The sequence below is a fragment of the Sphingomonas sp. Ant H11 genome (assembly GCF_000797515.1).
Lineage (GTDB): Bacteria > Pseudomonadota > Alphaproteobacteria > Sphingomonadales > Sphingomonadaceae > Sphingomonas.
Genome location: NZ_JSBN01000015.1, coordinates 1 through 26005 on the forward strand (window position 1 = coordinate 1; position 26005 = coordinate 26005).

Annotated in this window: 19 protein-coding genes, 1 tRNA gene and 6 pseudogenes; 10 read left to right on the forward strand and 16 right to left on the reverse strand. The window is 64.9% G+C overall.

All coding sequences use genetic code 11. From position 1 onward, the window contains the following. On the forward strand, positions 1–1027 hold a 1027-nt coding region (locus NW75_RS03955), incomplete at its 5' end, for an endo-1,4-beta-xylanase (protein ID WP_033963925.1). On the opposite strand, the gene NW75_RS03960 is transcribed toward NW75_RS03955, so the two are convergent. The 4 genes from NW75_RS03960 to NW75_RS25830 all read right to left on the reverse strand — a co-directional run bounded on the left by NW75_RS03960 (position 1022) and on the right by NW75_RS25830 (position 7283). Next, positions 1022–1753: a DUF1223 domain-containing protein gene (locus NW75_RS03960; RefSeq protein ID WP_033963927.1), complete on the reverse strand. Its 732-nt coding sequence runs from the start codon at positions 1751–1753 to the stop codon at positions 1022–1024. The two genes, NW75_RS03955 and NW75_RS03960, sit on opposite strands and share 6 nt — an antisense overlap. Continuing rightward, positions 1750–2649: a helix-turn-helix domain-containing protein gene (locus NW75_RS22685; protein WP_171010476.1), complete on the reverse strand. Its 900-nt coding sequence runs from the start codon at positions 2647–2649 to the stop codon at positions 1750–1752. Before NW75_RS22685 ends, NW75_RS03960 begins: the two co-directional genes overlap by 4 nt. A gap of 261 nt (positions 2650–2910) precedes the next feature. Beyond that, positions 2911–6654 (reverse strand): ATP-binding protein, encoded by a 3744-nt coding sequence (locus tag NW75_RS27215; RefSeq protein WP_269430268.1) that lies wholly within the window; start codon positions 6652–6654, stop codon positions 2911–2913. Then, complete coding sequence (locus tag NW75_RS25830) at positions 6570–7283, reverse strand: AAA family ATPase (RefSeq protein ID WP_156142959.1); 714 nt, start codon at positions 7281–7283, stop codon at positions 6570–6572. Before NW75_RS25830 ends, NW75_RS27215 begins: the two co-directional genes overlap by 85 nt. Before the next feature lie 122 nt (positions 7284–7405). Between NW75_RS25830 and epsC the strand changes: the two genes are divergently transcribed. Beyond that, a complete protein-coding gene (epsC, locus tag NW75_RS03975) occupies positions 7406–8374 on the forward strand; it encodes a serine O-acetyltransferase EpsC (RefSeq protein ID WP_033963928.1) in 969 nt (322 codons plus the stop codon). After that, positions 8371–9120, forward strand: coding sequence for a gamma-glutamyl-gamma-aminobutyrate hydrolase family protein (locus tag NW75_RS03980; protein ID WP_171010474.1), 750 nt, complete (start codon positions 8371–8373; stop codon positions 9118–9120). The genes epsC and NW75_RS03980 overlap by 4 nt, the downstream gene beginning before the upstream one ends. 22 nt (positions 9121–9142) lie before the next feature. On the opposite strand, the pseudogene NW75_RS03985 reads toward NW75_RS03980, so the two are convergent. Further along, positions 9143–10491: pseudogene (locus NW75_RS03985) on the reverse strand (FAD/NAD(P)-binding protein). A 498-nt stretch (positions 10492–10989) separates the two neighbouring features. On the opposite strand from NW75_RS03985, the gene NW75_RS03990 reads away from it, so the two are divergent. Beyond that, a complete protein-coding gene (locus tag NW75_RS03990; RefSeq protein ID WP_197057703.1) occupies positions 10990–11415 on the forward strand; it encodes an alpha/beta hydrolase in 426 nt (141 codons plus the stop codon). 77 nt (positions 11416–11492) lie between these two features. Here the strand turns inward: NW75_RS03990 and NW75_RS03995 are convergent. The 4 genes and pseudogenes from NW75_RS03995 to NW75_RS04010 all read right to left on the reverse strand — a co-directional run bounded on the left by NW75_RS03995 (position 11493) and on the right by NW75_RS04010 (position 16420). Next, positions 11493–13578 (reverse strand): annotated as a pseudogene (locus NW75_RS03995) (prolyl oligopeptidase family serine peptidase). Positions 13579–13630: 52 nt separating this feature from the next. Further along, on the reverse strand, positions 13631–14161 hold the full coding sequence (locus NW75_RS04000; protein WP_033963930.1) for a DUF2497 domain-containing protein: 531 nt from the start codon (positions 14159–14161) through the stop codon (positions 13631–13633). 60 nt (positions 14162–14221) lie between these two features. Further along, positions 14222–15734, reverse strand: a pseudogene (locus NW75_RS04005) (TolC family outer membrane protein). 20 nt (positions 15735–15754) lie between these two features. Next, on the reverse strand, positions 15755–16420 hold the full coding sequence (locus NW75_RS04010; protein WP_231564934.1) for a protein-L-isoaspartate O-methyltransferase family protein: 666 nt from the start codon (positions 16418–16420) through the stop codon (positions 15755–15757). A 175-nt stretch (positions 16421–16595) separates the two neighbouring features. Between NW75_RS04010 and NW75_RS04015 the strand changes: the two genes are divergently transcribed. The 4 genes and pseudogenes from NW75_RS04015 (at position 16596) to NW75_RS28095 (ending at position 21020) form a co-directional block, all read left to right on the forward strand. Then, a tRNA-Cys gene (locus NW75_RS04015) sits at positions 16596–16669 on the forward strand. Positions 16670–16784: 115 nt separating this feature from the next. Then, entirely contained in the window at positions 16785–17198 is a 414-nt protein-coding gene (locus NW75_RS04020) for a DUF2946 family protein (RefSeq protein WP_033963932.1), read from the forward strand. Between the two features lie 100 nt (positions 17199–17298). Beyond that, on the forward strand, positions 17299–19662 hold the full coding sequence (locus NW75_RS04025; protein ID WP_033963933.1) for a TonB-dependent receptor family protein: 2364 nt from the start codon (positions 17299–17301) through the stop codon (positions 19660–19662). Between the two features lie 10 nt (positions 19663–19672). Further along, positions 19673–21020 (forward strand): annotated as a pseudogene (locus tag NW75_RS28095) (PepSY-associated TM helix domain-containing protein). Here the strand turns inward: NW75_RS28095 and NW75_RS04035 are convergent. Beyond that, positions 21006–21402 (reverse strand): annotated as a pseudogene (locus NW75_RS04035) ((deoxy)nucleoside triphosphate pyrophosphohydrolase). The pseudogenes NW75_RS28095 and NW75_RS04035 overlap by 15 nt on opposite strands. Before the next feature lie 100 nt (positions 21403–21502). Here NW75_RS04035 and NW75_RS04040 point away from each other — a divergent pair. Continuing rightward, on the forward strand, positions 21503–21688 hold the full coding sequence (locus NW75_RS04040) for a Flp family type IVb pilin (protein ID WP_033963935.1): 186 nt from the start codon (positions 21503–21505) through the stop codon (positions 21686–21688). A gap of 130 nt (positions 21689–21818) precedes the next feature. Further along, positions 21819–21986, forward strand: coding sequence for a Flp family type IVb pilin (locus tag NW75_RS04045; RefSeq protein ID WP_010403444.1), 168 nt, complete (start codon positions 21819–21821; stop codon positions 21984–21986). A gap of 110 nt (positions 21987–22096) precedes the next feature. Here the strand turns inward: NW75_RS04045 and NW75_RS04050 are convergent, their stop codons facing one another. The 6 genes and pseudogenes from NW75_RS04050 to NW75_RS24920 form a co-directional block, all read right to left on the reverse strand. After that, on the reverse strand, positions 22097–23044 hold the full coding sequence (locus tag NW75_RS04050) for an acetyl-CoA carboxylase carboxyltransferase subunit alpha (RefSeq protein WP_033963936.1): 948 nt from the start codon (positions 23042–23044) through the stop codon (positions 22097–22099). Positions 23045–23056: 12 nt separating this feature from the next. Next, positions 23057–23934, reverse strand: a pseudogene (locus tag NW75_RS04055) (tyrosine-type recombinase/integrase). Positions 23935–23999: 65 nt separating this feature from the next. Beyond that, on the reverse strand, positions 24000–24587 hold the full coding sequence (locus tag NW75_RS25835) for a hypothetical protein (RefSeq protein ID WP_231564935.1): 588 nt from the start codon (positions 24585–24587) through the stop codon (positions 24000–24002). Further along, positions 24536–25348, reverse strand: a complete 813-nt coding sequence (locus tag NW75_RS25840) for a hypothetical protein (protein ID WP_231564936.1) — start codon at positions 25346–25348, stop codon at positions 24536–24538. The genes NW75_RS25835 and NW75_RS25840 overlap by 52 nt, the downstream gene beginning before the upstream one ends. Before the next feature lie 95 nt (positions 25349–25443). Further along, positions 25444–25842, reverse strand: coding sequence for a hypothetical protein (locus tag NW75_RS25845; RefSeq protein WP_231564937.1), 399 nt, complete (start codon positions 25840–25842; stop codon positions 25444–25446). A gap of 4 nt (positions 25843–25846) precedes the next feature. After that, positions 25847–25984, reverse strand: a complete 138-nt coding sequence (locus NW75_RS24920; protein WP_171010473.1) for a hypothetical protein — start codon at positions 25982–25984, stop codon at positions 25847–25849. Positions 25985–26005 lie beyond the last annotated feature (21 nt).

A 26005-nucleotide genomic window follows, 5' to 3' on the forward strand; every position in this document is an offset into this window, starting at 1 on the left:
GGGCCTGGGCCCGCCGGGGCACGACGGCGGGACGTTCGCCAACCCGCCTTATGCTGCGTTGCTCGAATCCCAATGCACCATCCTCGTTCCCGAAAATGAAATGAAATGGCAGGCGCTGCGCCCGACGCCGGACGGGTTCGACTTTGGTCGGTTCGACGCGATGATGGCCTATGCGCAGGCCAAGGGCTTTGCCGTGCGCGGGCACAATCTGTTGTGGCATCAACCGAAATGGATGCCGCGCTGGGAAGAAAGCCACGATTTCGGGGCCCGTCCTGCATCTGAGGCTGCGCGCCTTCTCTCGCAGCATATCGATACGGTCTGCACGCGATACGGCAGCCGCATCGAAAGCTACGATGTGGTCAACGAAGCGGTAAACCCCGCGGACGGCACCCTCTATGAGACCGCTTTGTCCCGCGCGCTGGGCGGTGCGACGACGACACTCGACCACGCCTTTCACACCGCGCGCGCCAGCGCGCCGCACGCCCAACTGGTCTATAACGACTATATGAGCTGGGAGCCCGGCAATGCCGCCCATCGCGCAGGGGTGCTGCGGCTGCTCGAAGGATTCCGGGCGCGCGGCGTGCCGGTCGATGCGCTGGGCGTCCAATCCCACATCATAACGCAGGGCCCGGACACCGCGCGCATCGTCGGGCAGTTGCAGCCGGATTGGTCACGGTTCCTCGATGCGGTGACCGTAATGGGCTATCGCCTCGTCATCACCGAACTCGACGTACGCGACAACGCCCTGCCCGCCGACCCGGCACCCCGCGACCGCGCTGTTGCGGATTTCACGCACGCCTATCTCGACGTCATGCTCGATTATCCGCAACTTCGCGATATTTTGGTGTGGGGCATGACCGACCGGTACAGCTGGATCGAGGGGTTCGAGCCCCGCCCGGATAAGGCCCTCCGGCGACCCTGCCCCTATAACCGCGACTTCACCGCCAAGCCGATGCGGACGGCGATCGTCGATGCGCTTTCAGGCGTCCCGCACGCTCGCCGATCTGGCACCAGCGCCTCGCTATAGCCGCTGCGCGGCCAGAATGCGGCCGCCCTTGCCCGCTTGAACCAAAATGGCCTCGCGCAAGCCGGGCCCGGCGGGCTGCGCAATGCGATAGGATTGCGCGCGCCCGGTCCAGGTGCCGATCGCGACGAGCGACCTGACAACATTTCGGTGTGGCAAGGTGCGCCCGCCATTCTCGCCGGCGCGGATCGGCACCAATTGCGTGCGGGGGTCGTAACGTACCAGCCACACCGTTGCTGGGGTCGCGACGCTGCCTTCGGCCACCGTCACGCCCCCCGCGTTGCGCACGATGGCAGGTGCCGATGCGGCGCGGTGGCTGGCCCGGATTGCCGCGGCGAGCTGGTGCGCATCATTGCCGACGACGGTGTCGTGCCCATCGATAATCACTTGCGGTGTCGCCACTTGCCCGCGCCCGGCAGCGTGCGCGTAATCCCATTGCCGCGCAGTGAACGTCGGTTGCGCGAACGTATCCTTCCAGCCAAGGTTATCCCAGTAGGTCACCGCGAAATTCAACGCGAGGACGTCGGGCCGGTCGGCAATCGCATTGAGGTTGGCGTTTGCCGGAGGGCAGCTCGAACAGCCCTGGCTCTCGAACAGTTCGACGACCGTTGGGCCTGCAGCACCCGCCGCGTTCGCCGTTGCGGGAAGGAGCGATACCATGGCCAGCGTCGCGGCGAGTCCGCTTGCAAGCCCCGCCCCCAGAACAATTCGAGCAGATACTCCCGTCATGATCGATCTCCGGCGTTGGAATAAGTGGGAAAGGACGATTCGGACGCGGCCATGCGGCGAAAGCTGCTGGGGTCGGCACCATAGGCTGCCGAAAACGCCCGACTGAAATGGCTGCGACTGGCAAAGCCGATATTCGACGCGATCATCTTGACCGGCAGTCGCGTCCCGTTGAGCAGATCGGCACCCTGCCGAAGCCGCGTTCGAGCAACAAACGCCATCGGCGTCATTGCGAGCTTTGCGGCAAATTCTCGCGCGAAGGCGGAGCGACTCATCGACGCCGCGAACGCCAGGCTGGATACCGTATGCGGGGCCGCCGGATTTTCGATGACCGCCACGATCGCCTTGCCCAGACGCGGGTCACGCAGCGCGCCGAACAGGCCAGCATCGCCTTCAGACCGCGCAACCGCGTCCCGCAACGCCATCACGATGCACACTTTCATCAAAGCATCGACCAGCGCACGGGATCCCTGCCCCGGTGCGGCTGCCTGACGAGTCATCAGGCCACACATCTGCTGGATCAATTGCGGTTCAGCCAGGACCGAGACGATGGGATCGCTCGCCGAAGCCAGCAACTCGAACGTGCCACTGACGCGTGCGGTCACCACCCCCATCGCGATCCGGAGCTCGCTGGCAACGCAATCGGCGTCCATCCCTTCGGCGGGTATGATCGTGCGCTCCAGCCCGGGCGGCAGCAAGATCAGCGTCCCCTCGCCGCACAGCCGATCGGACTGACGGGGAATCTTCAGCCGCATTGTCCCGGCAAGTATGTAATACACCTCGATGCCATCGCTGCGATTGCCCGCCAGCGCATGGCCGCACCTCAACGACAATTCACGAAAGCTCTGCACCGCAACGCTGAGTGTCGTTAGCATTGTATGGAATTCGGGTTCGTTCATCACATCCTCCGAACCGCTATTTCGCCGCTCCATCGACAATGGTTACAGAAGCGGTTCGATGGTCGGCGCAGAATGACGGGGCGGCGCGCTCGCCACCACAAGAAAACCTCGCACGCAGTTGCTCTTCACTCGCTCGCCCGTGGTCTCCCAAGGGTCATTCGTCGGCGCACTCGTCGACCCTCGTGCGCTACGCCGGTAAGGTAAAGTCGGCCGCGGCCCGAGGCGACCGCACCGTAATCGCCTCGGCCAGAAAATCGGGGACTACCTCCCGCTGCCGGTCTCGGCGATCGGCAAGCCGAAGGTGAAGACCGTGCCGCGCTCTTCGGCAGGGGTCGCCACCAGTCCACCGCCATGGGCGTCGACAATGGATTTGCAAATCGCCAGCCCCATGCCCATCCCCTTCTCCTTGGTGGTGAACAGCGGCGTGAAAATCCGGGTCAGATGCTCGGCGGAGATCCCGGTGCCTGAATCCTCAATCCGAACGACCGCTTTGCCCTCGCTCCGCTCGGTCGTTACCGTCAGGATCCGGTCGGCCTCGGGGATCGAAACCATCGCGTCGATCGCGTTCATGACCAGGTTGAGCACGACTTGCTGCAACTGGACATAATCGCCGGTCACGACCGTTTCCATTCCGTCCAGGTGCGCGATGAGCGCGACACCGCGCTGGTCGATTTCGGCCGCCGTCAGCTCAAGGACATCGCGCACGACGGCGTTCAGGATTACAGGTTCGCGCGAAGCCGGCTCCTGTTTGGCGAGCGCGCGAAGCCCGCGAACGATGTCGGCCGCGCGCAGCCCGCCGTCCTTGATCTGCTCCAGCCCGGATACCGCTTCCGGAATATTGGGCTCCGGCCGCCGCAACCATCGGATGCTCGCGCCCGCATGCGAAACGATCGAAGCAAGCGGTTGGCCAATCTCATGAGCAATCGATGCGGCAAGCCCACCCATCAGCGAAAGATGCGATGTCTGCGCCAATTCGGCCCGCGCGGCCCGCAACGCATTTTCGGTCTGCGATCGGCGCGCATCCTCCTCCATCAGTTCCGCGTGCCGGTGTGCGGTGTCGAGCGCAATACTGGCCACCGCGCCGATGCGCTCGATCAGCGCGACGCCCGACGGCGCGCAGATCTCCGCCGCGCATGTCTCTAAATGCACGATTCCCAAGAGCCGATTGCGCTGTAGCAACGGGATCGACAGAATATACCCCTTTTCCCGATCCCCCGTCATCGCGGGCTTTTGCGTGCGCATCACGGCCTGCAGGACGGTCGGATCCACGCGCTCGGCAGTCGGAATCGCGACGGCGCTGCCAAGCTCGATGCCATTGCGCGTGGCAACGCCCATCGATTCAATGACGGGTTCGCCATCCCGCAGGATCATCAGCAGGCCGCGCTGCGCGCCTGCGCGTTCCATCATTGTCCGCGTGACCATCGCGTTCAATCGATCGGAAGCAAGCTCCTGGGCAAAGGCCTCGGCGAGATCCAGGATCGTATCCAGATCGCGATCCTGATCGACCCGCTGCCGATCAAACCATTCCGGGTGATCGGTTTCGAGGCGTGCCGCTTTCGCGGTAGCGCCCCAATCGAGATAGCCGGTGCGTGCCGCCCGGCCATGATACGCAGCGGTCACGCCAAGCCCGATCGCCGTACAGTGTCGCGCCGCCAGTTCATGCGCCATCGCTCTTTCATGACCAAAGCCATCGCTCGCTTTGACCGCGCGATCATAAAGCTGCAGCGCCTGAAGATCCTCGCCGCGCAATCGCGCCATCTCCGCGTCGACCATGAGGAGCTTGTTCTCGAAATTCTGCGGGTTGAGCCGGGCCCATGTCTCCAGCTTGGCGCGGTGGATCGCCATCTGACCCAACGCATCTCCATCTTCGGCTCCATCTTCGGCGCGCTGTGCGATGCTCAGGGCCGAGAATAACGCGAAATAGGTCAGGTCGATATTGGCCGGCAGCGCCCAAGCCAGCGGCTCTGCGTCCTTGAGCACCCATTCGGCACGCGCGTAATCTTCGAAAAGATAGGCGGCGATACCGGCGTACAGGCGAACCCAGAAGCGAGTCGACGCCGAAGTGATCTCGCCCGCGGATTCGAAAGGTACCATCGCGTGACCGTTGCTAAGCTCACGCACCAGCCCCTGTTGCGCGCCGATCAGCAGCTCGATGTCGCGAAATGCGATACGGCGAGTCAAATCCAGGCCGCGCTCCGCCTCCTCGTCGACCAGGGAAAGCGGTGCCCCCATCATCAACAGGTCCGACACAAGGTGGTTGCGCGCGTAACATGTCATGCCAAGATCGCCCGCGGCATACCCAGCCGCAATCGCTTCGCGAATGCGGAGGATCGCGCAAGAGAAGGGCTGCGTCCACGGGCTGAGCTGATCCAGCGCGACGAGAGTACCCGTCCGCTGCGTCTCGAAGCCATGCCGATCGACCAGCGCGAGCGCGGCCAGGGCATATTCCAGGCCATCGGCATATTGCCCGTAGAAATCGCAAACGAACACCCCGAACCAGGCGAGTCCATAGGACGATCCCGCAGTCGCACCATGCGCCAGCGTCAGTTCGGCAATCTTGGCAAGGTGGATGAAGCGCAGGCCGTCATCTGAAAAAATTGCCGCCACCATCGTCGACAACAGCCCCATGATCGCCTCGATCGCGGGGTCATCGGTTTTGGGCAGATCCGCCAGGCTCGCGATCGGGGTATCGCCCAAAGCCGCGCGGACTCGCTCATAGGCGGCGTCGCATTCCTCGCGTGAGGGAAAACGATGGAGATCGACGCCGAGCAGAGCGAGCCCTGCCAGCCCCGCTGCGATCGCACCGTCATAATCGGAATGCAGCGTCCGGGTAACGGCCTTCAGGCGGTAGGCCTGGGCCCTGTCGATAGGTTCTGCCGCATGGATCAGTAACGCGTCGATCCCGTGCTCGGCCCGCTCTACAGCACCAATCTGCAAAAGGTTCTCGGCTCTGCGAAAGTTGATTTCGAACGCCAACCGATAATGGCTTTCCCACCACGCTTCGGAAAACAGGGCATTTGCCCCTTCAATATACCGTGTGACCTGGTCCACGGCTGCCGTTTGGAGAGCGCGCGCCGCCGCGTCGAGCAGGGTCCGCGCGAAGAGCGGTCTGTCGGTGGACGGAATCTCGCTTGCCATCGCCGCAACCACATGGTCGGCAATGTCAAAGTCGCTGACTGAGGCGGTGCCACGCAAACGCAGCAGCAGCCGGGCGAGCTCGACATGACGTACCGGTCGCTCGGCTTCTGGCGTCAACGCAATCGCGACCTCCATGATGCGGTCATGCGCGAACGCATATCGTGTCGCATCCCGATGGAGAAAACCGCCTTCGACGAGCGGCTGCGCCCGGTGCGTAAGGCGGTCAAGATCCACGCGGAGAAACGCGGCAAGCAAGCTGCCATCGGCGCGAGTGCCGATCAAAGCAAGCGCCTGGAGCACCGCGCGCTGTTCCTCGGGCAAGCGCTCGACGCGGCTTCCGGTAAAGTCGACGACATTGCCTGTCTGCACCGAGGATTCGAGGCCTTCCCCCGTCCAGGTCCAACAGCGCCGGGCAGCATCGTATCGGATGACGCCCGCATCGCGCAGGGCACTTAACACTTGCTGGACGAAGAACGGATTGCCTCCGGTTCGCGCATGGACGGCGCGCCCGAGCGCGTCGACATCGCGCGTGGTTCCGCCAAAGGTGGATTCGAGCATTTCCACGATGGCTGCGGCGTGCAGCGGTGCCAACGCGATTTCAGTAACCGGGAGCGCATGCGATTTGATGGCGTCCAGAAACCCGGACGGCTTCAGATGCAAATGCGCTTCGTCTTCGCGATAGGCTAGAATGACGAGGGTGTTTTGCGGTGGCGTCCTGGCGAGGCTGACCAACATTTCCAGCGAGAACGGGTCCGCCCACTGAATATCGTCCAGGAACAGAATCAACGGTGCCTCTCGCGTGGCGAGCGCACCGATGGTTGCCAGCAGCGCCTGATGCAGCCGAATTTTCGCAAGCGCGGGCGACATATCTGTTCTCGCACCCGCCGTCCCGAGAACGATCTCCATATCCGGAACAAGATCGACCACCAATCGCGTGTCGTTCCCCAATTGCGGAAGGAGCGCGCGCGTAGGTTCTGCAACGTCGCGTCGCTTTCGCCGAGCAACGCATGCGTCAGGCCATGCAAAGCCTGGGCAATGGGCGCAAACGGCGCGTTGTGATGTAACTGGTCGCATTTTCCGGTGGTGAAACGATGTGGCGATGCCGCCATGAGCATCCGGAAGCGGCGTACCAACGCCGACTTTCCGACGCCGGACACCCCCGAAAGCAAAATCCCTTCTGCTGTGCCGCTGCCGCAAACCCGCGCCAGCGCGTCTGCGAGGGCAGCGCTCTCGGCGATACGGCCGAACAAACGGCGTGTGAACGTGGTATCCGACGGACCGTCACTGGCGGGCTCCGCAATATCGCGGTTTGGCGGCGTAAAGCTGGACGGGCTCCAGGGATCGGCTGAGGTCATATCAATCCAATACCGTTCAGAAAGGAGACTCGCATGCATCTGATCGGCATGGCCTTTCGGCCATGCAATAAAGTCGAGCGCGGCTCCGTCCCTGGGGAGGCGAAGGTCGCGCTGGATATATGGCGTAATACGGTTAGTCATCGGCGGATTGTACAATCTCAACACGGACGGCAATGTCGCGCGCAAACCCGCGCTTGCGCGGCCAGAAGCATTTCTATTATTTCCGACTGGATCGATAGGATATCCTCCACAAAGGAGGCCCCGTGACCGATTTACGCACCGACAACGATATCGCACCGATTCCCCCGCGCACCGTTGGCGACGCAATCGCCGATCTGCGCGAGGCGCGCGAGGAATGGCGGTCACGGCAGGACGAGGCACGCGATGTGGAAAGTTTCCCGTCGCGCGCGGCGCTGGAGCGGGTGCTGTCCCTGCTTGCCGCAGCGTTGTATCCGCGTCGCCTCGGCCATTTCCGCGGCCCCGTAGCGGAGGAGGACACTTTCGTTGTCGCCAAGCTGCTGGCCGCGATAACCGATCTCGAGCGTGAGATCGGCCATGAACTCGGCTATTGGCAGTGCGAGGCCGGGGCCTTCGAGGCCGACCATGCCACCACCATCGTGCGGCTGTTCACGGCCACGCTCGGCGACATCCGGCGCTTGATCGACAGCGATGTCGAGGCGGCGTTTCTCGGCGATCCGGCAGCGCGCAGCGTGGACGAGATCCTGGTCTGCTATCCCGGCGCGATCGCCAGCCTGCACCACCGCATCGCACACGAACTGAACAATCTGGGTGCCCCCATCGTTGCGCGGCTCATTTCGGAAATCGCCAACGAACGCACCGGCATCGATATCCACCCTGGTGCGCAGATCGGCCCGCGCTTCTTCATCGATCACGGCACCGGCGTCGTGATCGGCGAGACGGCGATCATCGGCGCGCGGGTGCGGCTGTATCAGCATGTCACGCTCGGCGCGCGCAGCCCGGTCGGGGCGACCCGCGACGACGTGCGCCACCGCCATGCCCGCCACCCGATCATCGGGGACGATGTCGTCATCTACGCCGGTGCCACCATTTTGGGCCGGGTGACGATCGGCGCGCGATCGACCATTGGCGGCAATGTCTGGCTACTTTCGGATGTGCCCGAGGACAGCGTGCTCGTTCAGCCGGAGGCGCTCCGGCTGGATCGCAAAGCGGGGCTGGACTTGCGCGAGACGTTGCTCGGGCAATCGGCATGACGGTGGCGAAACGCCCCGTCATCGGCGTGCTGTGCTGCAACGAAACACTGGGGCGGCCGGTGCAGACCGTCGCCACCCGCTTTGTCGCCCCCCTTGCGCGCTTTTCGGACAGCACGGTGATGCTGGTGCCGGCGGTGCGCGATGCCGTCGATATCGCCGTGCTCACCAGCCTGCTCGACGGCGTATTGTTGACGGGATCGCGCTCCAACGTCGCGCCGGAACGCTATGGCGGTGCCGCACTTCCCGAAGGCCAGCAGATCGACCGCGAACGCGACGAGGTCGCGCTCGCCTTGGCCGGACGGATGATCGAAGCCGGCAAGCCCGTGTTCGGCATTTGTCGTGGTTTGCAGGAGATCAACGTTCTGTTCGGCGGCACGCTGTCGACCGATTCGTGCAGGGGACGGCATCATCGCGGGTCCTGGGACGGGTGCTTCGACACGCTGTTCGGCCACCGCCACGATGTCGAGCTGAACGACGGCGGTCTGCTCGCTTTCGCGACCGGGCGTCAGCGGATGTCGGTTAACTCGGTCCACGAACAGGGCATCGATCGGCTTGGCAGCGGACTGACGGTGGAGGCGGTCGCCGCCGATGATGGCCTGATCGAGGCGATCCGCGCGCAACCGTGCGGGGCCGAGGTGCTGGCGGTGCAATGGCATCCCGAATGGGATGTCGATCACTCCCCAGAAAGCCGCGCCTTCTTCTCCGTGGTCGGCACTTCGCTGCGCGCCGCCTCAGACGCACGATAGCTACGGCCCCGGCGCTCCACCGCTACAGCCCTTCCGCCACCCAATGCGCGTTGGAGAGGCGGCGGGCCAAGGTCCACGCCTGCCCGCGAATGTCGGGCACCGCGACGATTTCCCAGAACGCGCCGCGCGTCATCGGCCCGAGCGCGAACAGGCGACGGTTGGCCATGCCATCACGACCGATCACCCGCATCTGCTCATCCACATCGATCCCGAGCCGCGCGGTATCGGGGCGAATGACGCCCCGCGCCACCAAAGCGCCGAGCATCGGCGCGCTGGTCCGACCGAGATCGCCTTGCGGGCCCGTGCAATTGATGATCCGTTGAACGATGCGGGTCCGTCGCGCGTCCTCTCCGCGAGGTCGCCACTCGACCGCAACACCGTCGGCGCATGTCGCAGCGAGACCGATCTTGCCAGCGACGATTTCAAGCCGCCCGCTTGACCGCAAGGCGGCGATGCGGTCGGCCACTTCGGGGGCCAAACGGTGGCGGTGAATGTCCCACCACGGCGCGCGTGGCGAATGAACCGTGCGCGCTCCGCAGCGGTGGCGGCGCGCCACATATCCTGGGTGAATGGGCGCAACTCGTCGATCGCGCTGCGCCAGCCGATGGCCGCGCTGCGCCTGCGGAGGGCTCGCACCAGATGGGAGAGAACCGTCGACGGCCGCTCCGCAATCGCAGTCCACGCGCCAGCCGGTGCAGCATGGGCGTGCGGTAACAATCCTCGCCGCGACAGCGCGATAATCCGCCCCGCAAACCCCTTTGCCTCCAGCAGCAACACGACATCGACCATCGTCAGCCCGGTGCCGAGGATCAGCACCGTATCATCGTCGAGCAAGCCTTCGGTCGCCTCCGCACTCCAGCAATCGCCGACATAGCAGCCGGGTCCAAGCGATTCCGCCACCAGCTCGACCGGCGTATGCGGTGGCAAATTGCCCACCGCCAGCACAGCGGCATCGGCCTCGACCGAGGCACCATCGGCCAGCAGGACGCGCACGCCGCGATGCTCTGTCACGTCGACCGCCTCGCCGCGCACGATCCGCAAGCGGCCGGGAAAATCCGCGGCGACGCGATCGAGCAGTTCGCGCAGATAGGTGCCGTAAACCAAGCGCGGCACAAAGCTTTGCCCCGCCGCCGCGTGTCCACGACTCGCCAGCCAACGCACGAAATGGCCCGGATCGTCGGGAAACGCGCTCATGTTGGACGCTCGCACGTTGAGCAGATGCGATGGGTGCGCCGCGCCATAGGCAAGGCCAACGCCTGCATCCGCTTGCTGGTCGATCAGGGTCGCACGCGGTCCATCATGGCGCAGCACGTTGATTGCGGCGAGCGACCCCGAGAACCCCCCGCCGACGATCGCCACATGCGCAATCACGCCCTCCCCCGGGGGCCGATGCCATTGCTGCCGTTCCTCGAGCGTACGCGGTTCACATCCATCTCCCATGTCGTGCACTTCACCGAGAAGGACGCACCGGCTGCGGCGATATAGCCGAGCTTAGCGCCCAGATAGATTTCCCTGCGTCCAATTGCCCGCACTTCGGGACAGACTATCGATCTGGCGCAACCGGCATACGCTCTGGCGCAGCTCTATTGCCTAGTACCGTAGTAGGAATAGCTTTTGATACGTGGAAGCGAAATCCGACTCGACCTCCGGGAGAGTCGCAAGCGACCACCAAAGTTGATGGGAGAGCAGTCATGGTCTTTGTTACCGACGTGCTGACCGACACTCCGCTGCCGATCCTGGTATCGGTACGCGGTGATTCGCCGTCCTCCACCCCAATCGCCCGGGTCGAGCTGGACCTTTCGAAATTCCACAATGGCCGCTGGGCGGTGCAGCTCGACGCGACCTTTTTCACGCGGCGATGCACCAGTGGTGATCCTCGCGCGTGGGGTGGCATGCCTGGCCATAGCGTGGTGGGCACAACTTTCGCCGCGCAGCTATCTGCGATCGGTTCGCGGTGCCGTGTTCGACTCGCCGCTCGCAGTGGACATGAGCCAAGTGGCCGTCGCCGCAGCAATCCGGAGTGGGCCTGCCTATCGCCTCCCCTTTCCCTCGATCGTGGTAAACGATGCATCGTTCCGGATCGGGGAGGTTCTGCATCTTGCCGACAAATGGGGCAGCCGGTTCGTCGAAAAGGCCGGAGCTTCGGCTGGCCAGCCCAGCAATCGCAACGGCCGCTTCACTGATGCCGAAGAGGGCCTGCTGGCCTATCTGGACGTGCTCGACCGAACCGTGCCCGCGCCGCAATCGCACGCCGCGCAGGTGCCCGAAGTCCCGGTCCTCGCCCCGCAAGACTAACCGTCATTGCCAAGGCGTACGACCGCGCGCCTGTTCCTGTCCCCGGGAGCCCGGGGACAGGATCGTCAAAGCAGGCGTCAGCCGCCCTTGCGGCCTGATGCGCCAACGATCGGGGGTTGCGGCGCAGTGGGAGCGGTCCACCTGTTCATCCACCCCAGCACTTCGCGATACCATTGGCGGCTCTCGCGTGGCTTCAGCACCCAATGGCTGCCGCCCGGGAACACCACCAGCCGCGATGGGATGTCGCGCCGCTGGAGCGCGGTAAAAGCGGCGATGCCCTGCGTATAGGGAATACGGTAATCGCCTTCGCTGGTGATGACGAGCTGCGGCGTTTTTCCACGCGGTCACATGGTTGACCGGGTTCCACTTCTCGAAAGCGGCGGGATCCTCATAATAAGGATGGCCGCCATGCTCCCACTCGTCGAACCACAGTTCTTCGGTTTCATAGGCCATGGCGCGGGCGTCGAACACGCCGTCATGCTGCACGATGCACTTGAAGCGATCGGGCCAGTTGCCCTCGATCCAGTTCATCATATAGCCGCCATAAGAGGCCCCCAGCGCACAGGCATTGTCCGCGTCGAGCCACGCAAACTTGTCGGTCGCGGCCTTCAGCCCGGCTTTCAGATCCTCCAGCGGCCAGCCGCCCCAATTGTTGCGGATCGCATCGGTGAAGCCCTGCCCGTAGCCGGTCGAGCCGTGGAAATCGACCGCGACCAGGCCATAGCCTGCGCCCGCGAACACCGCCGGATTCCAGCGATACGACCAGCTATTGTTGCTCGACCCTTGCGGGCCGCCGTGCACCATGAACGCGATCGGCACCTTGCCGGTGCTGCCCGCAGGCTTCACCGCATAGCCCCACACCGTATCGTTATTGGCCCCGGTGAAGCTGAACTTGGTGACGCTCGGCATCTCGACATCGGCCAGCTTGGCCGCGTTGACCGAGGTCAGCCGTACCGAACTCTTGCCGGTCAGGCGGTAGAAATCGTCGGGCGCGGTCAGCGAATTCATCGCATACACCACGCCGGTTGGCGTCGGCACCACGGCCGAGACACTGCCCACCCCGGTCAGCCGCGCGACCGCGCCGGTTACGGGCGAGACCGACCAGATCGGCGTTTCCTGCGTATCCTCGGCGGTAACGAAAATCGTCTTGCTGTCGGGGCTCCACGCGATCGAGGCGACCGAGCGATCCCAGCCTTCGGTCAGCGCGCGCACTGCGCCGCTCTTCAGGTCGCGCAGCATCAGCACTTGCCGATCAGCCTCATAGCCCGGCCGCTTCATCGCGAACCAGGCGAGATACTTGCCGTCGGGTGACGTGGTCGGGAGATTGTCCATCCCGTCATTGGCATCGGTAAGATTGACCGGCGCAGCCGACCCATCCGCAGGTGCCGCGAAAATATCGAGATTGGTCGACAGCGGCTCGATCCGACCGGCCTCGCGCAACGCGAAATACACGATCTTGCCATCCGCGCTCCACGACACTTCCTCGCCGCCGCCAAACGGCTTGGACGGGGCGTCCCCAACCAGCTTGCCTTCGATCGGTAAGCCGTTGCCCGTCGCGCCCGCTGCCGTCAGCGGCAGGACGAACAGTTGCGAGCGCGTGCCATCGGCCCAGCTCGCCCAATGCCGCACGAACATCTGGTCATAAGTGCGACCATTGCCGGCATTGGCATCCCGCTTGATCATCGCCGGTTCGAGGCTGGGCGCGCCCGGCAAGCGATCGGCCCATATCAGCAATTTGTCGTCCTGCGGCGAGACCTTGAAGCCGCCCATCCCGCCCTTGAAATGGGTCAGCTGCAGCGGCGCGCCACCCGCGATGCCGATCGACCAGACCGCATCCTCGCCGCCCTTGTCGGACTGGAAATACACGGTCTTGCCGTCATGCGAGAATTGCGGCGCAGTCTCGTTGACGTCGGCCTCGGCGATCAGTTTTTCCGGGGCGGCACCTTTGCGCGTCAAATCGAGCCGCCACAGATCGAAGCGACCGCCATCGATGGTCAGGTCGGTCTCGCGCTGCTGCCACACCAGCCAATGCCCATCGGGCGAAACGGCTGGAGCGGAGACGCGCGACAGCGTGGACACATCGTCGATCGTCAGTTGGCGGGCGACCGCAGGCGCGGCAACGAAAGCGGCCGTCAAAGCGGTCGCAGCAAGCAGTGTTTTCATGAACGCAGGTTACAGCAGAACCGCGCGGCCGCTGCAATCACCGCCGGACGGCTTATTTGCCGGTAATGCGGTCGATTTCCTTGGCCACCATCGTCTCGACGATCGCGGGCAGATTGGCATCGAGCCAGTCGCGCAACATCGGGCGCAGCATATCGCGAACCATGCCTTCCAACGTGTCCGATCCGCTGACCTCGGGCTTGACCACCAGCCGCGACAGCACATCCAGCGGCCCGCGCGAGGCTTCGGCGGTGCGCGGTGAAACAATCGACTCGGGCGCGGGCGTTTCAGGCACCGGCTTTGCCGCGACGGGCGGCGGCGCGCGAACGGGTTCGGGGGCTGGCTCCGGCACGAGTTCCTCCCTGGTCACGGCCCGGGCGATCCGCGCCGATTGTGGGTAATTCTCGGGCTGAGGACGGCGGTCGAGCTCGGGGGCCGGTTGGCTCAACTCGAGAATTTCGTCGTCACTAAAAGGGGTTGGCTCGGATCGCGCGGGCAAAGCACGCGCCGGTCGCTTGGCACGCGCCGGGGCCGCGTCATTCTCTTCCGCGATGATCCGCTTGATCGATGAGAGGATGTCCTCCATCGATGGCTCCGCGCTCAAATCCCCCATCGACAACCCCTGAAAAGTGCGTCGATCCGCCGGTTAGCGGTTCTTCGTTGCTTCACCTGCGGTAATTGGAGCACTTCTGTCAACTGGCGCGTCCAGAATCGGATCGAGCGGGCGGGTGACCTTGGCGTCTTGCGGGCGAGTCGCGTTGGTCCGCGTGCCGGTAACTGCGGGATCGGGATCCGACGAAAAGTCCGAAATCCGGCCGCGCACGCTCTTATAATGCGCCACCGGATCGTAGAGCGGGCCGCCGTCAAGGCCAAGACTGCGCGCCTCGGCCCGCCCCATCGCCGCCAGCAGTGCAAAGCCCGCGACATAGGCATCACGCCGCGCCGTCACCAAGGTGACCTGCGAGTTGAGCAATTCCTGCTCGGCATTCAGAATATCCAGAATGGTACGGTTGCCGACGCTGTTTTCCGCGCGCACCCCTTCCAGCGACAATTTGTTGGCGTTGACCGCCACTTCGCTCGACGCGATCACCTCGAGCGAGGATTTCCAGACCGCATAAGCCGATCGCGCTTGCGAGATCACGCCGCGCTCGGTCTCGGTGACGCGCTCGATCGCCTGCAACCGCGCATCCTGTGCCTGCCGGATCTGCGCGGCCGGACGCCCGCCCTGGTACAGCGGCAACGTCAGCCCCAGACCGACGGTCGAGGATGTGCCCGTCTGGCCAATCGCCACGCCGGTGCCTGACCCGAGCGATCCGAGATAATTGTAATAATTGCCACCGACGTTGACGCTGACCTTGGGCAAGCGATTCGAGCGCGCTACGCCAATGTCATACCCTGCGGCTTCGCTCGCTTTGGCGGCCGCCAACAGCGTCGGATTGTCCTTCAACGCCACGTCCACCGCAGTATCGGGATCGGCGGGAAGATTGGGGAGCGCCGGTGGCGGCTCAAGCGCATCGGGCGCAGTGCCGACATAGCGGATATAACTTTCCCGGCTGGAAATCAGCCGCGCCTGCGCCGTTTCAAGCTGGCCGCGGGCGACGGCGAGACGCGCTTCAGACTGCGCGACGTCGGTCCGGGTCAGATCCCCCACCTGAAACCGGTCGCGGCTGGCCTGCAGATTGACCTCAAGCACCTTCACGTTCTGAATATTGAGGCCGACGATCGCCTCATCGCGGATGACATCCATATAGGCACCCACGACCGTGGTGAACAAATCGGACTCGGTCCCGCGCAAGCTCAACTGGCCGCCTTCGACGCGGGTTTGCGCGGCACGGACGCTGTTGCGCACCGCGCCACCTGCATAAAGCGGCACCGACAGCGTCGCGCCGGCGGTCGCGCTGCGATCGGGCGACACGAAGCTGTTCGAGGATTTGACGACGTTCTCGGTATAGGCGCTTTGCAGATTGACGGCAGGCAGCGCCTGCGACCGCGCGATCGGCACGTTTTTCGTCGTTTGCGCGCACGTTTGCACGCTGCGCGGCAAGCGTCGGGTTGGTGTTATACGCCTTAACCAGCGCCTCGCGCAGCGTCTCCGCAGAAAGCGGGGTCGCCGCGAGCCCAAGCAGCGCAACGCCAGCCAGTAGGTGTATCGATCGCATGGGTCGCTGGTCTTTTCTGCTCAGAACGTGAAAGTGCGCGGCTGCGCAAAGCCGGGAAGCGGCACGCATTCGATGTCGGCAAAGGCGAGCAAGCCGAACCCGCCCGCGCTGCGCCGCCCGGCGGCAAGGCGCGTGATACCGCGATCGACGATCCCGGCCACCGCACGGCCACCAATTGTGACCTGCTCGACCAGGGCATCGGACACGCCTTCGACCGCGCCATCGATCACCAGCACGTCATAGGGCGCGCCAGCGGCATGGCCGTTTTCCAGCGGCCCTTCGACCAGCGTGACATTCGCAATCCCGGCCAGCGCGGCGCGGGCATGGGTGGCGAGCGCCGGATCGCACTCGACCGCGACGACCGACGCCACCAATTCTGCAAGCACCGCAGCGGTATAGCCGCCCGCCGCACCGATCAGCAGCACGCGGTCGGCGGGGAGCAATTCCGCCTGGGTCAGCAAGCGCCCGGTGGCGATCGGCACGTTCTGCGCGCGGCCGTGCCCAAGCGGTACGGCGGTATCGCGATACGCGAGCGCCGCCACCTCGCTCGGCAGGAATGCCTCGCGCGGGACCGAGTCCATCGCCGCGACGACGCGCGCATCGCTGACGGCATTGGTACGAAGCTGGCTTGCCACCATTGCATGGCGCATCGCGAGCATATCCGAATCGTGCGTATTCAAATTCATCGTGCCACCCTTGTCGGACACCCGGTTTTGCACAACTGTTGTAGCTGTGCAATACACTAGTTGAGAGTGCTCACCTCTATCGTGGCGAACCGGGTTCGCCAAGCGACGCGTATCGGCATTTTTGCAAGCGCGTGGTTGACAGCGGGCGCGGACGCTTGCATCTGCGCCGCTCTTCGGCCCGATGGCGGAGTGGTGACGCAGAGGACTGCAAATCCTTGCACCCGGGTTCGATTCCCGGTCGGGCCTCCACAACAGCTTCCAGCGACGCACGCAGCGGTCCTGGTGCAGCGGATTTCCAACAGGCCGCGATAGAGACATTTTTGCCCGCGTGACATAGCGAACAGCGCGCCATAAAGCGTCGATCGTGCAACCGTTCCGCGATCATATCCAGCAACATCGCGTCCTTGCGGCCTGGCTGCTGGCGTTTGCGCTGCTGCTGAAAGTCGTCGTGCCCAGCGGGTACATGCTGGACACGTCGCAGGGTACGATTCGCATTGCGATCTGTTCGGGCATGGGCCCGATGAAGACGATGGCGATGGCAATGCCCGGCATGGACCACTCAGTATCGCAAAAGCATCAAAAGGACGGCGAGAAAGCCGATCAGCCCTGCGCCTTTGCCGGCCTGAACGCGCATTCGGTTGCAGCGACCGACCCGATCCTGCTCGCACTCGCCATCGCTTTTGTGATGGCGCTCGTCTCGCGCCGGATCGCGCCGCCGCTGGTCGGCCTGCGCCTGCATCTCCGTCCCCCGCTGCGCGGACCACCTGCCACCCTATGACGATCGATAGAGCCGCGACGCGCTGAGCAAGCGCCGTCGCGACGGACGTGCATGGCCCACCGCCGCGCGCCCGCTACCAGCGTTTACAGGGGATTTTTTCGTGCGCCTTCCATCAACGTTTCTCGCGGCGTCGATCGCCGCGCTTGCCGCTGCGTCGGCGTCCGCTCAGACAGGCACCGACACGCGACGCCAGGAATTGCTGCGCCAACGCGCGGCGATCGACGCCGAACTGCAGCGCCTCGACACGCCCGCAAAGACCCCGGAAAGCCAGCCGAATCGAGCGGGCACCGCATCGACATCCCCCGACGACATCATCGTCACCGGGCGCGCGTTGACGCTGACGACCAAGGTCGCGGGCCAGACCGACACCACCATCACCAACGCCGCGTTCCGCAATACGCCCGCCACGACCATCGCCGACATCGTCAAACTCTCCCCCGGCGTCACCGTCATTGGCGGCAATGGCCCACGCGATGTGGGAGTCTCGATCCGCGGCTCGAACGCGCGCAACAGCTTCGGCGCGCGCAATATCCAGGTGTTCGAGGATGATTTTCCCGTCACCCAGCCCGACGGCCTTGCCCGGTTCGATCTGACCGACCCGCATGCTTATGGCGCGGTCGACGTCGTGCGCGGCCCGTCCTCGGCGCGCTATGGCAATTATGCCGTCGAAGGGGCGATCAACTTCCGCACGCGGCGTGGACGCGACCTGCAAGGCGTCGAGGCCGGAGTCGATGGCGGCAGCTATGGCTATCTCAACACCTACGCCACGCTCGGTCATGCCGGACCCGGCTATGAATATGCGGTGTTCGGCAGCTTCGCCCGCGCCGATGGTGCGACCGGCCATACCGGTTACCAGACCGGTACGATCAACGCGCTGGCGACCTTTGCCCTGTCGGACCGCGACCGTGTCACCGGCAAGGTGATCTACAATGAAGGCGAGTTCCGCCTGTCCACGCGGCTGTCGTTCAACCAATATCTCGCCAATCCGTACCAGCAAGGATGCGATCAGGCAGCCACTGCCGCCGCAGGCTGCGGGACGATCTCAGTGCTGGCAAATGGCATCAACGGCACCCGCATCGCCCAGACCGCGAGCGAGGGCGATCTCGCGCGAAACGACCGCCGGACCATTGTCGGTGCACGCTATGAGCATGACTTTTCCGCAGGCACGACCTGGCGCACGCAAGCGACCTTCGACAGCCGTGTGGTGTTCCAGCCGACCAGCGCAACCCCGTTTCGCGGCACGCTCAACAGTTACAATCTGAGCTCTGACGTCACCGCGCACAGCCAGATATTGGGCATGGATGCGCTGAGCTTTATCGGGATCTTCTACAACTATCTCGACGGGCAGAATTACTCGTTCAACAAGACGCCTGCAGGCCGCAACGGCATTGGCGCGCCGACCCAGACGGTGTTCGGCGGTGTGCGCAATATGGGGGTTCGCGCCCGCGAGGAATTGGCGCTGACGCAGGACCTGCAGCTGATTCTTGGCATTGGTTATGAGCATTCGAAGATCGACATGCGCCAGACGAACTACGCCTACCCTGTCGGTGCCAATCCGACGCTGACCAATATCCCGGCGATCCGCGATTTCGACAATGTCGCGCCCGAGGCGTCGCTGGTATGGCAGGCCGCGCCCGCAGTGCGGCTGCACGCCCGTGTCGGTACGGCCTACGGTATTCCGCAGTCAGGCCAGCTTTTCGTCACGACGGCAGGCGTCGCCGGCAACAATATCGACCTCAAGACGCAGACCAGCACCGGCGTGGACGTCGGTGCGGAGCTGACGCTCGGCGACACCCTCAAGGCCGAAGTGACGGGTTATTATGAGTGGTTCCGCAACGAGCAGGTTAGCCAGTCGGCGGGGGTGAACCTGTTGTCCTTCACCACCAACGTGCCGCGCTCGATCCATCGCGGCGTGGAAGTCGGCGTCAACTGGAAGCCCCTGCCCGCGCTCCTGCCCGGCGGCTATGTCCAGGCGACCTACAGCTATAACGACCAACGCTATACCAGCTATGTCGAGCGGCTGACCTCGGGGGCGGTGTCGGCCACCTTCGATCGTGCCGACAACCGCATTCCGGGCGTGATCCCGACCTTCGCCAACGGGCGATTGGGCTATGACCAGCCGCACGGTGCCTTCGCCGGGTTGGGCGGCTTTGCCGAGGTGACCTACCGCTCGCGCTATTTCATCGACAATGCCAATTTGCTGCGCATTCCGGGCTACACGCTGGTCAATCTCAACCTGCATTACGATCCGCCCGCTGCAGCAGGCTGGTGGTCGCGTTTGTCCTTTTACGCATCGGTGCAGAATTTGGCCGACAAGACCTATGTCGGTTCGGCGTCGATCATCTCGGACAGTCTGGGCGCTGCGAGTGCACAAAACCCCGCCTCGGTGCTGATGGGCACCACCGGATCCTTGTACGCGGGCCAGCCGCGCACCGTCTATGTCGGCCTGAAGGGCCGGTTCTGAGGAGGAAGTGATGGCCAACCCCGCCCGCCCGCAACTCAGCTATAACGCCGTCTGGCGCTGGCATTTCTATGCGGCGTGTTCTGCGTGCCCTTCGTGATCTGGCTGGCGCTGACCGGCACGATCTATCTGTGGAAACCGCAGATTGAGGCGTGGCTGGACCAGCCCTACACGCATCTGCCGACCACCGGCCCGACGGCATCGCCCGATGCGCAGGTCGCCGCAGCCTTGCGCGCGGTGCCGGGATCGACGCTGCACAAATATGTGCTGCCCGAGCGCCCGGACGAGGCGGTGCGCATCCTCGTCACCAAGGATCGTCAGGACCAACGCGTCTATGTCGATCCGCGTTCGCTCGCTGTCCTCAGCGTCGTCAGCGAGGAGCAGCGGCCGATGCGGCTGATCTTCCATCTGCACGGCGAATTGCTGGCGGGTGCGTTTGGCAGTTACATGGTGGAGATCGCCGCCTGCTGGACGATCGTGATGTTGCTGACGGGCTTGTATCTGTGGTGGCCGCGCGGGCGATCGGGTTTGGCGGGGGTGCTGTATCCCCGCCTGGCGGGCGGACGTCGGGTGTTCTGGCGCGATCTTCACGCCGTCTCGGGCATTTGGGTATCGCTGTTCGCCCTCGCGCTGATCCTCACCGGGCTGCCTGGGCCAAGGGTTGGGGCAACTATCTCACCGAAATCCGACAACTTACCGGCACCGCGCGCGGGCCGGTCGACTGGACGATCGGCGGCAAGCCACCGCAGGCCGAAGCGATGTCGGGAGACCATGCCGGACATGGCGGCATGGCGATGCCGCGCGCGCCAATCGTGTCGGGCGAACTCGCGCGCGTCATCGGAGTGGTGCGACCGCTCGCGGTGGCCCCACCGGTGCTGATCTCGCCGCCGATGCGTCCGGGCGACCCCTGGACGGCAGCGTCCGACGCGGCGAACCGACCATTACGTAGCACGGTGAAGATTGACGGTCGCACGGGCACCGTCATCAGTCGCGAAGGCTTTGCGCAGCGCCACTGGATCGATCAAACGATCGGCTACGGTGTTGCAGGGCACGAGGGCGCGCTGTTCGGCCTAGCAAATCAACTACTTGGCACCGTTACCGCGCTGTTGCTGGTGGTGCTGGCGGTGTCGGGCGTGGTGATGTGGTGGCGACGACGGCATGTTGGCCTGGGCGCGCCGATCGCGCTGTCCCGCCCGCGCCTTGGGGCGGGACTGGCCATCGCCATCCTCGCCCTGGCCTTATACCTGCCCTTGTTCGGCCTGACCCTTATAGCCGTGCTGGTTGCCGAAAGGGTTGTGGGGCGATGGATGCCCGGCCCCGCCATCTGGCTTGGACTGCGGGCAAGCCTAGCCCCGCGCTAACGCAGCCTCCAGGGCCGGGATAAATGGCAAATCGGCCGGGGGCATCTCCAGCCCCCGCAGGTCGGCGGGGGCGTGCCACGCGATCGCCGTCGCGTCGAGCGCCTGCGGCTCGCCTGTCCAAACCCGACACACGTAGAGCAAGAGCAGCAAATGCCGGTCGCAAGCGGTGCGCTGGCGAAGGTCAGCGGCGCGAGCGCGGTCGGCGCGACCACGACGCCCAGTTCCTCCTCCAGCTCGCGCACCAACGCCGCCTCGGGCGTTCACCGGCTTCCACCTTGCCGCCGGGAAACTCCCACAAGCCCGCCAATGCTTTTCCCGGTGGTCGGCGCTGCACAAGCACCCGCCCCGCACCGTCCACCAAGGCGGCGGCCACGACCAGCATCACGAGCGCCGCTCCGATGTAATGAGATTGTTAGGCATATCGTAACCCACCTGTTTTAGGGATCGGGAACCAGCAGCTGTTTCGGTGGCCTCGAACTCCTATGATCCTCGACACGCTGAAAAAGCTCCTGGGAGATCGCCGCGGTGCCACAGCCGTCGAATATGGTCTTATTGTCGCGCTGATCGTGATTGCGATGGTCACCGCGCTAACCCAGCTCGCCAATTCCACCACCACCATGTGGGGCAACGTCAGCACCAAGGTCTCGGCGGCCACCGCTGGCGTTTAGAGTCGCCCGCCCGACAAAGTTCCGTCGGGCTTAAACCTTTTTCAACTCTGCCTCCCTAGACTCGGCAGCGTTGGTCCGGTTTTTCCGGCCCGACCGGGTACTGAAGCTTTCACCAACGGAGACCGGAATCATGAAGACCATCCGCAATTTCATCAAGAATTCCAAGGGCGCGACCGCCATCGAATACGGCCTGATCGCAGCGCTCATCGCCGTCGCCGCGATTGCCGCGATGCAGGGCCTGGGCACGCAACTGAACAAGACCTTCACCAACGTCACGACCAACATGAAGGCTTCGTAAGACTCTTACGAACTCCTCTAATATGCCAGGGCGGCGGAACTACGGTTCCGTCGCCCTTTCATTTGCCTCGCGACCGAATACCAACCCTGGCGGCCGCGATCGCGCCCGCGTTAAAGTCGGCCCATCGCCAGAAATTTTGCACGTCGGGACCGGCGCAGCTCGGCGGGGCTCTGGCCATCAAGGTTCGACAAGGCCGCGTCGATCGCATTGCCCAGCGCCGCGATGGCCGCGCCCGGGTTGCGTTGCGCACCGCCCAACGGCTCGGGCACGATCGTATCGATGACCCCGAGACCCTTCAGGTCCTGCGCAGTGACTTTCATCGCCTCGGCGGCATCGGCGGCTTTGTCCGCCGTGCGCCACAGGATCGACGCACAGCCTTCGGGCGAAATTACCGAATAGACGGCGTGTTCGAACATCAACACCGTATTGCCAGCCGCCAGCGCGATTGCGCCGCCCGAGCCGCCCTCGCCCACCACCGCCGCCACCATCGGCACGCCAAGCGACAGGCACATTTCGGTCGACCGCGCGATCGCTTCGGCCTGGCCACGTTCCTCGGCCTGCACACCCGGAAACGCGCCCGAGGTATCGACCAAAGTTACCACCGGCAGGCCGAAACGGTCGGCCAATTGCATCAGGCGAATCGCCTTGCGATAGCCCTCGGGCTTGCCCATGCCGAAATTGTGGCGCAGCCGACTGGCGGTATCGTCGCCCTTTTCATGGCCGATCACCAGTACGCGCCGCCCGCGCAGGGTAGCAAAACCGCCGAGGATCGCCTGGTCGTCGCCAAACGCACGGTCGCCCGCCAGCGGCAGGAAATCCTGAAATAGCCCCGCTACATAATGTTTGAAGTGCGGACGTTCGCCGTGGCGCGCGACCTGGGTCTTCTGCCAGGGCGTCAATTTGGCATAGGTGTCGCGCAGCAACTTGTCGGACTTCGCCTGCAGCCGCGCGACCTCCGCGTCGATGTCGACCGTGCCTTCGGCTGCGGTCTCGCGCAATTCGTCGATCCGCGCTTGCAGCTCGGCGATCGGTTTTTCGAAATCGAGGAAAGTTGCCATAAGTCGGGCCGGTTAAGCCCCGCGCTTCCTTGCGTCAACGCGTGCCGTAGCTTCGGCGAGCGGATGACGCGCATTGACCAGCTCGATCAGGCGGCTGGCATCGACATGCGTATAGATTTCGGTGGTCGCAATATCGGCATGGCCGAGCATCGCCTGCAGCGCGCGGAGATCGGCTCCGCCCGCCAGCAAATGCGTGGCAAAGGCATGGCGCAGCACGTGCGGGCTGACGCGATCGGGCGGAATCCCGGCCTCCGCCGCCAGTGCTTTCAGGATCTGGTAGAGGCGAATGCGGCTCAAATGCCCCTTGCCGGAAGGGAACAGCCACACGCTGTCCTCGGGCACGTGCAGCCGCCAGACCGCAACGGCTGCGCGCGCGCGATCCGACAGCGGCACCAGCCGCTCCTTGTCGCCCTTGCCGCGCAGGATCAGATAAGGCCGGTCGGGCGCAATAGCGCGGCGCGAGAGCGATACCAATTCGGTCGCGCGCAGCCCCGATCCGTACAATAGCTCGACCAACGCCGCCATGCGCAGGTCGTTGGGGTCGGCGGGGACGCGCGCGATCCGCTCGGCGATCGTGGCGAACAGGCGGTCGATATCGGCATGGTCGAGCACCTTGGGCAAACCGCGCGATGCACCCGGACGCGGCAAGGCACCGCCGGGATCATCCGCCCGCAACCCCTCATCCGCCAGAAACGCGAAAAACGCCGCAGCGCCGCCGATTTGCGCGCTACGCTCGCCTTGGACAGGGCGAGCCATTCGCCACCCAGCCGGGCAAGGTCGTCAGGCGTGGCGCTGCTCAGCCGCCCGCCAAGCACCTCCGATGCGAGCGCCAGATCGCTGCGATAGGCGGCGATCGTGTTCTTTGCCGCCCCGGCTTCCGCCGCCAGCATCTCGAGAAAGCGATCGATCAACGCGCGATCCTCGCGCGGCGAATCGGGCGCGCTGGGGCGCTCGGTCAAAGCCGCGAGATCGCCTCGACGGCGATCATCCGCGCCTCGCCCGACATGCCGACCGCGTGCAGTGCGGCCGTGATGTGATAGATCGCCTCGGGCGAGACGCCATGCCACTGCCGCGTCTGCATACCGATCGCCGCGAGCAGCACCACCGTGCCGGGCTCATGATCGCGCGCCGCCTTGGCGATCGAGCGCGTCCAGCTATTCTCCTGCGTTATTCGCAACCCCAGCCCTTGCGCGCCACGCTCGACTTCGGCACCCGACATCCGCCCTAGCCCCGCAATTGCGGCAAAGAACATCCGGCGCTTCAACCCCTCGGCATCGTTCGCCCCGGAATAGGCGCTGACGTCGCCATAATTCAGCGAGGGCATTGCCGGATCGACCAGCGTCAGCATCGCCCAGGCATTGCTGCCGCGTCCCGCTTTATCACGCCAGCGCAGTGCCGGAACATCCAGCCCGGCGCTCAGCATCGCGGCGACCAGTCGATCGATATCGGGCTGCTCCAGTGTCGTCGGAATGCGCGCGGCAGCCCCGGCAGTCAGCACCAGCCGGGCATAGCGGCCTTCGGCGGTCTTGGGTTCATCCCACAACCGCACCAGCGCATCGGCGCGCGCCTTGCGTCCGGCCCCTCATAGGCCGCGCGCAGATCGCGCGCGATCCCGACCTCGGCACCCGTCTGATCGTCTCCCGCATCGATCGCGCTATAGAGATCGACCAGCGCCGCGCTCGACAGAATGCCACGCGCTGCGGCCAGCTCGGCCACGGCGGCGCGCACCCGCGGGTCCAGCGTCGGGGACAAAGCCCGCCAGCCCTGCACGGCAGGCGATGCGGTTGCCAGCAGCGACTCGGGGATCTCGACCCCGGTGGCAGTGGCCATGCCGTATCGCCAGGCGGTCAGGTGATCGACGCTGTCCCACTCGATCGTCACCGCCTGGCGTCCGCTTTGACCGGCACCCGCGACCTTTTGCGCCAGCAAAAAGTCGACGCCACCGGCAATTCCGGCCTTTCGCGCCTGCGCCAGCAACGGTTGCGCCCGCGCGGGCGTGCCAGACAGCCCCGCGCAAATCGCCCGCGCCATGATCCAGCCGCGTTCCTGGCCAAGCTCCGCCCCGGCCTCGGCCGCCGGGCATAACGCTGCCGCGTCTCCCGTCGCCAGCGCGGCCTGCATCGCCGCCTCGAACATCTTGGGCGTATAATCCTCGGTATCGACGGCTTGTGCCATCGCCCGCGCGGCCACGGATTCGCCCATACGCGTCAGCAACCACGATCGTTCCGCCGCGAAATCCGCACCGTTCACGCCGCGCGGGGTATCGACCCGCGCCATCAGCGCGCGGCGCAGCGCAATCGACACCCAGCGCGACGCGACCCGGGGTGTTCAACCGTTGCATCAGCACTTCAAGGAAGCGGCCGTCGGCGCGGCCAAAGGCGTTCGGCCCCATCGCGCCCTCAGGCGGACCCGCGACACCGACGCGCGCCAGCGACCGGCGCGCGAACGATGGCATGTCGGCGCGCACGAAGGCGGCAAAGTCGGTCGGCGCGGGAGGCGTGGCGGCGGGGGCTCGGCACAGTCGTCGGGGTCGCGTCGGGCGCTGAAAACCCTGCCGACGCGGCCGCTGGAGTCTGTGCGAGCGGCGGTGTAGCCGCTTGGCTCGGTTGCGCGGGGGCCTGCTGGACCGGCTTGGGCCGCGCCGCCGCCGGAGAAGGCGCGGGCGTAGGATCGCCAAAGCCGGGCGGCAGGATCGATTCGGGGCGTTGCTGCCCCAGCGCCGGTATTGCCAGCACCGCCGCGAGAGCGGTGCCGACGCGCAGCGCGATGGTCAGCTTGCGCGCGGTCGCGCCGGACACACCGCTACTTTTGGAGATTCGCAAGCGGGACGGCCTTTTCGACATGCTTCAGCGGCTTTTCGCGCGCGATCGAGGAGAGTCCGAACAGGACACCCACCAATACGACCACGATGACGAGGAGGATTACGAGCGAGCGGGACATGGGCCAAGACCTGTAACAGAA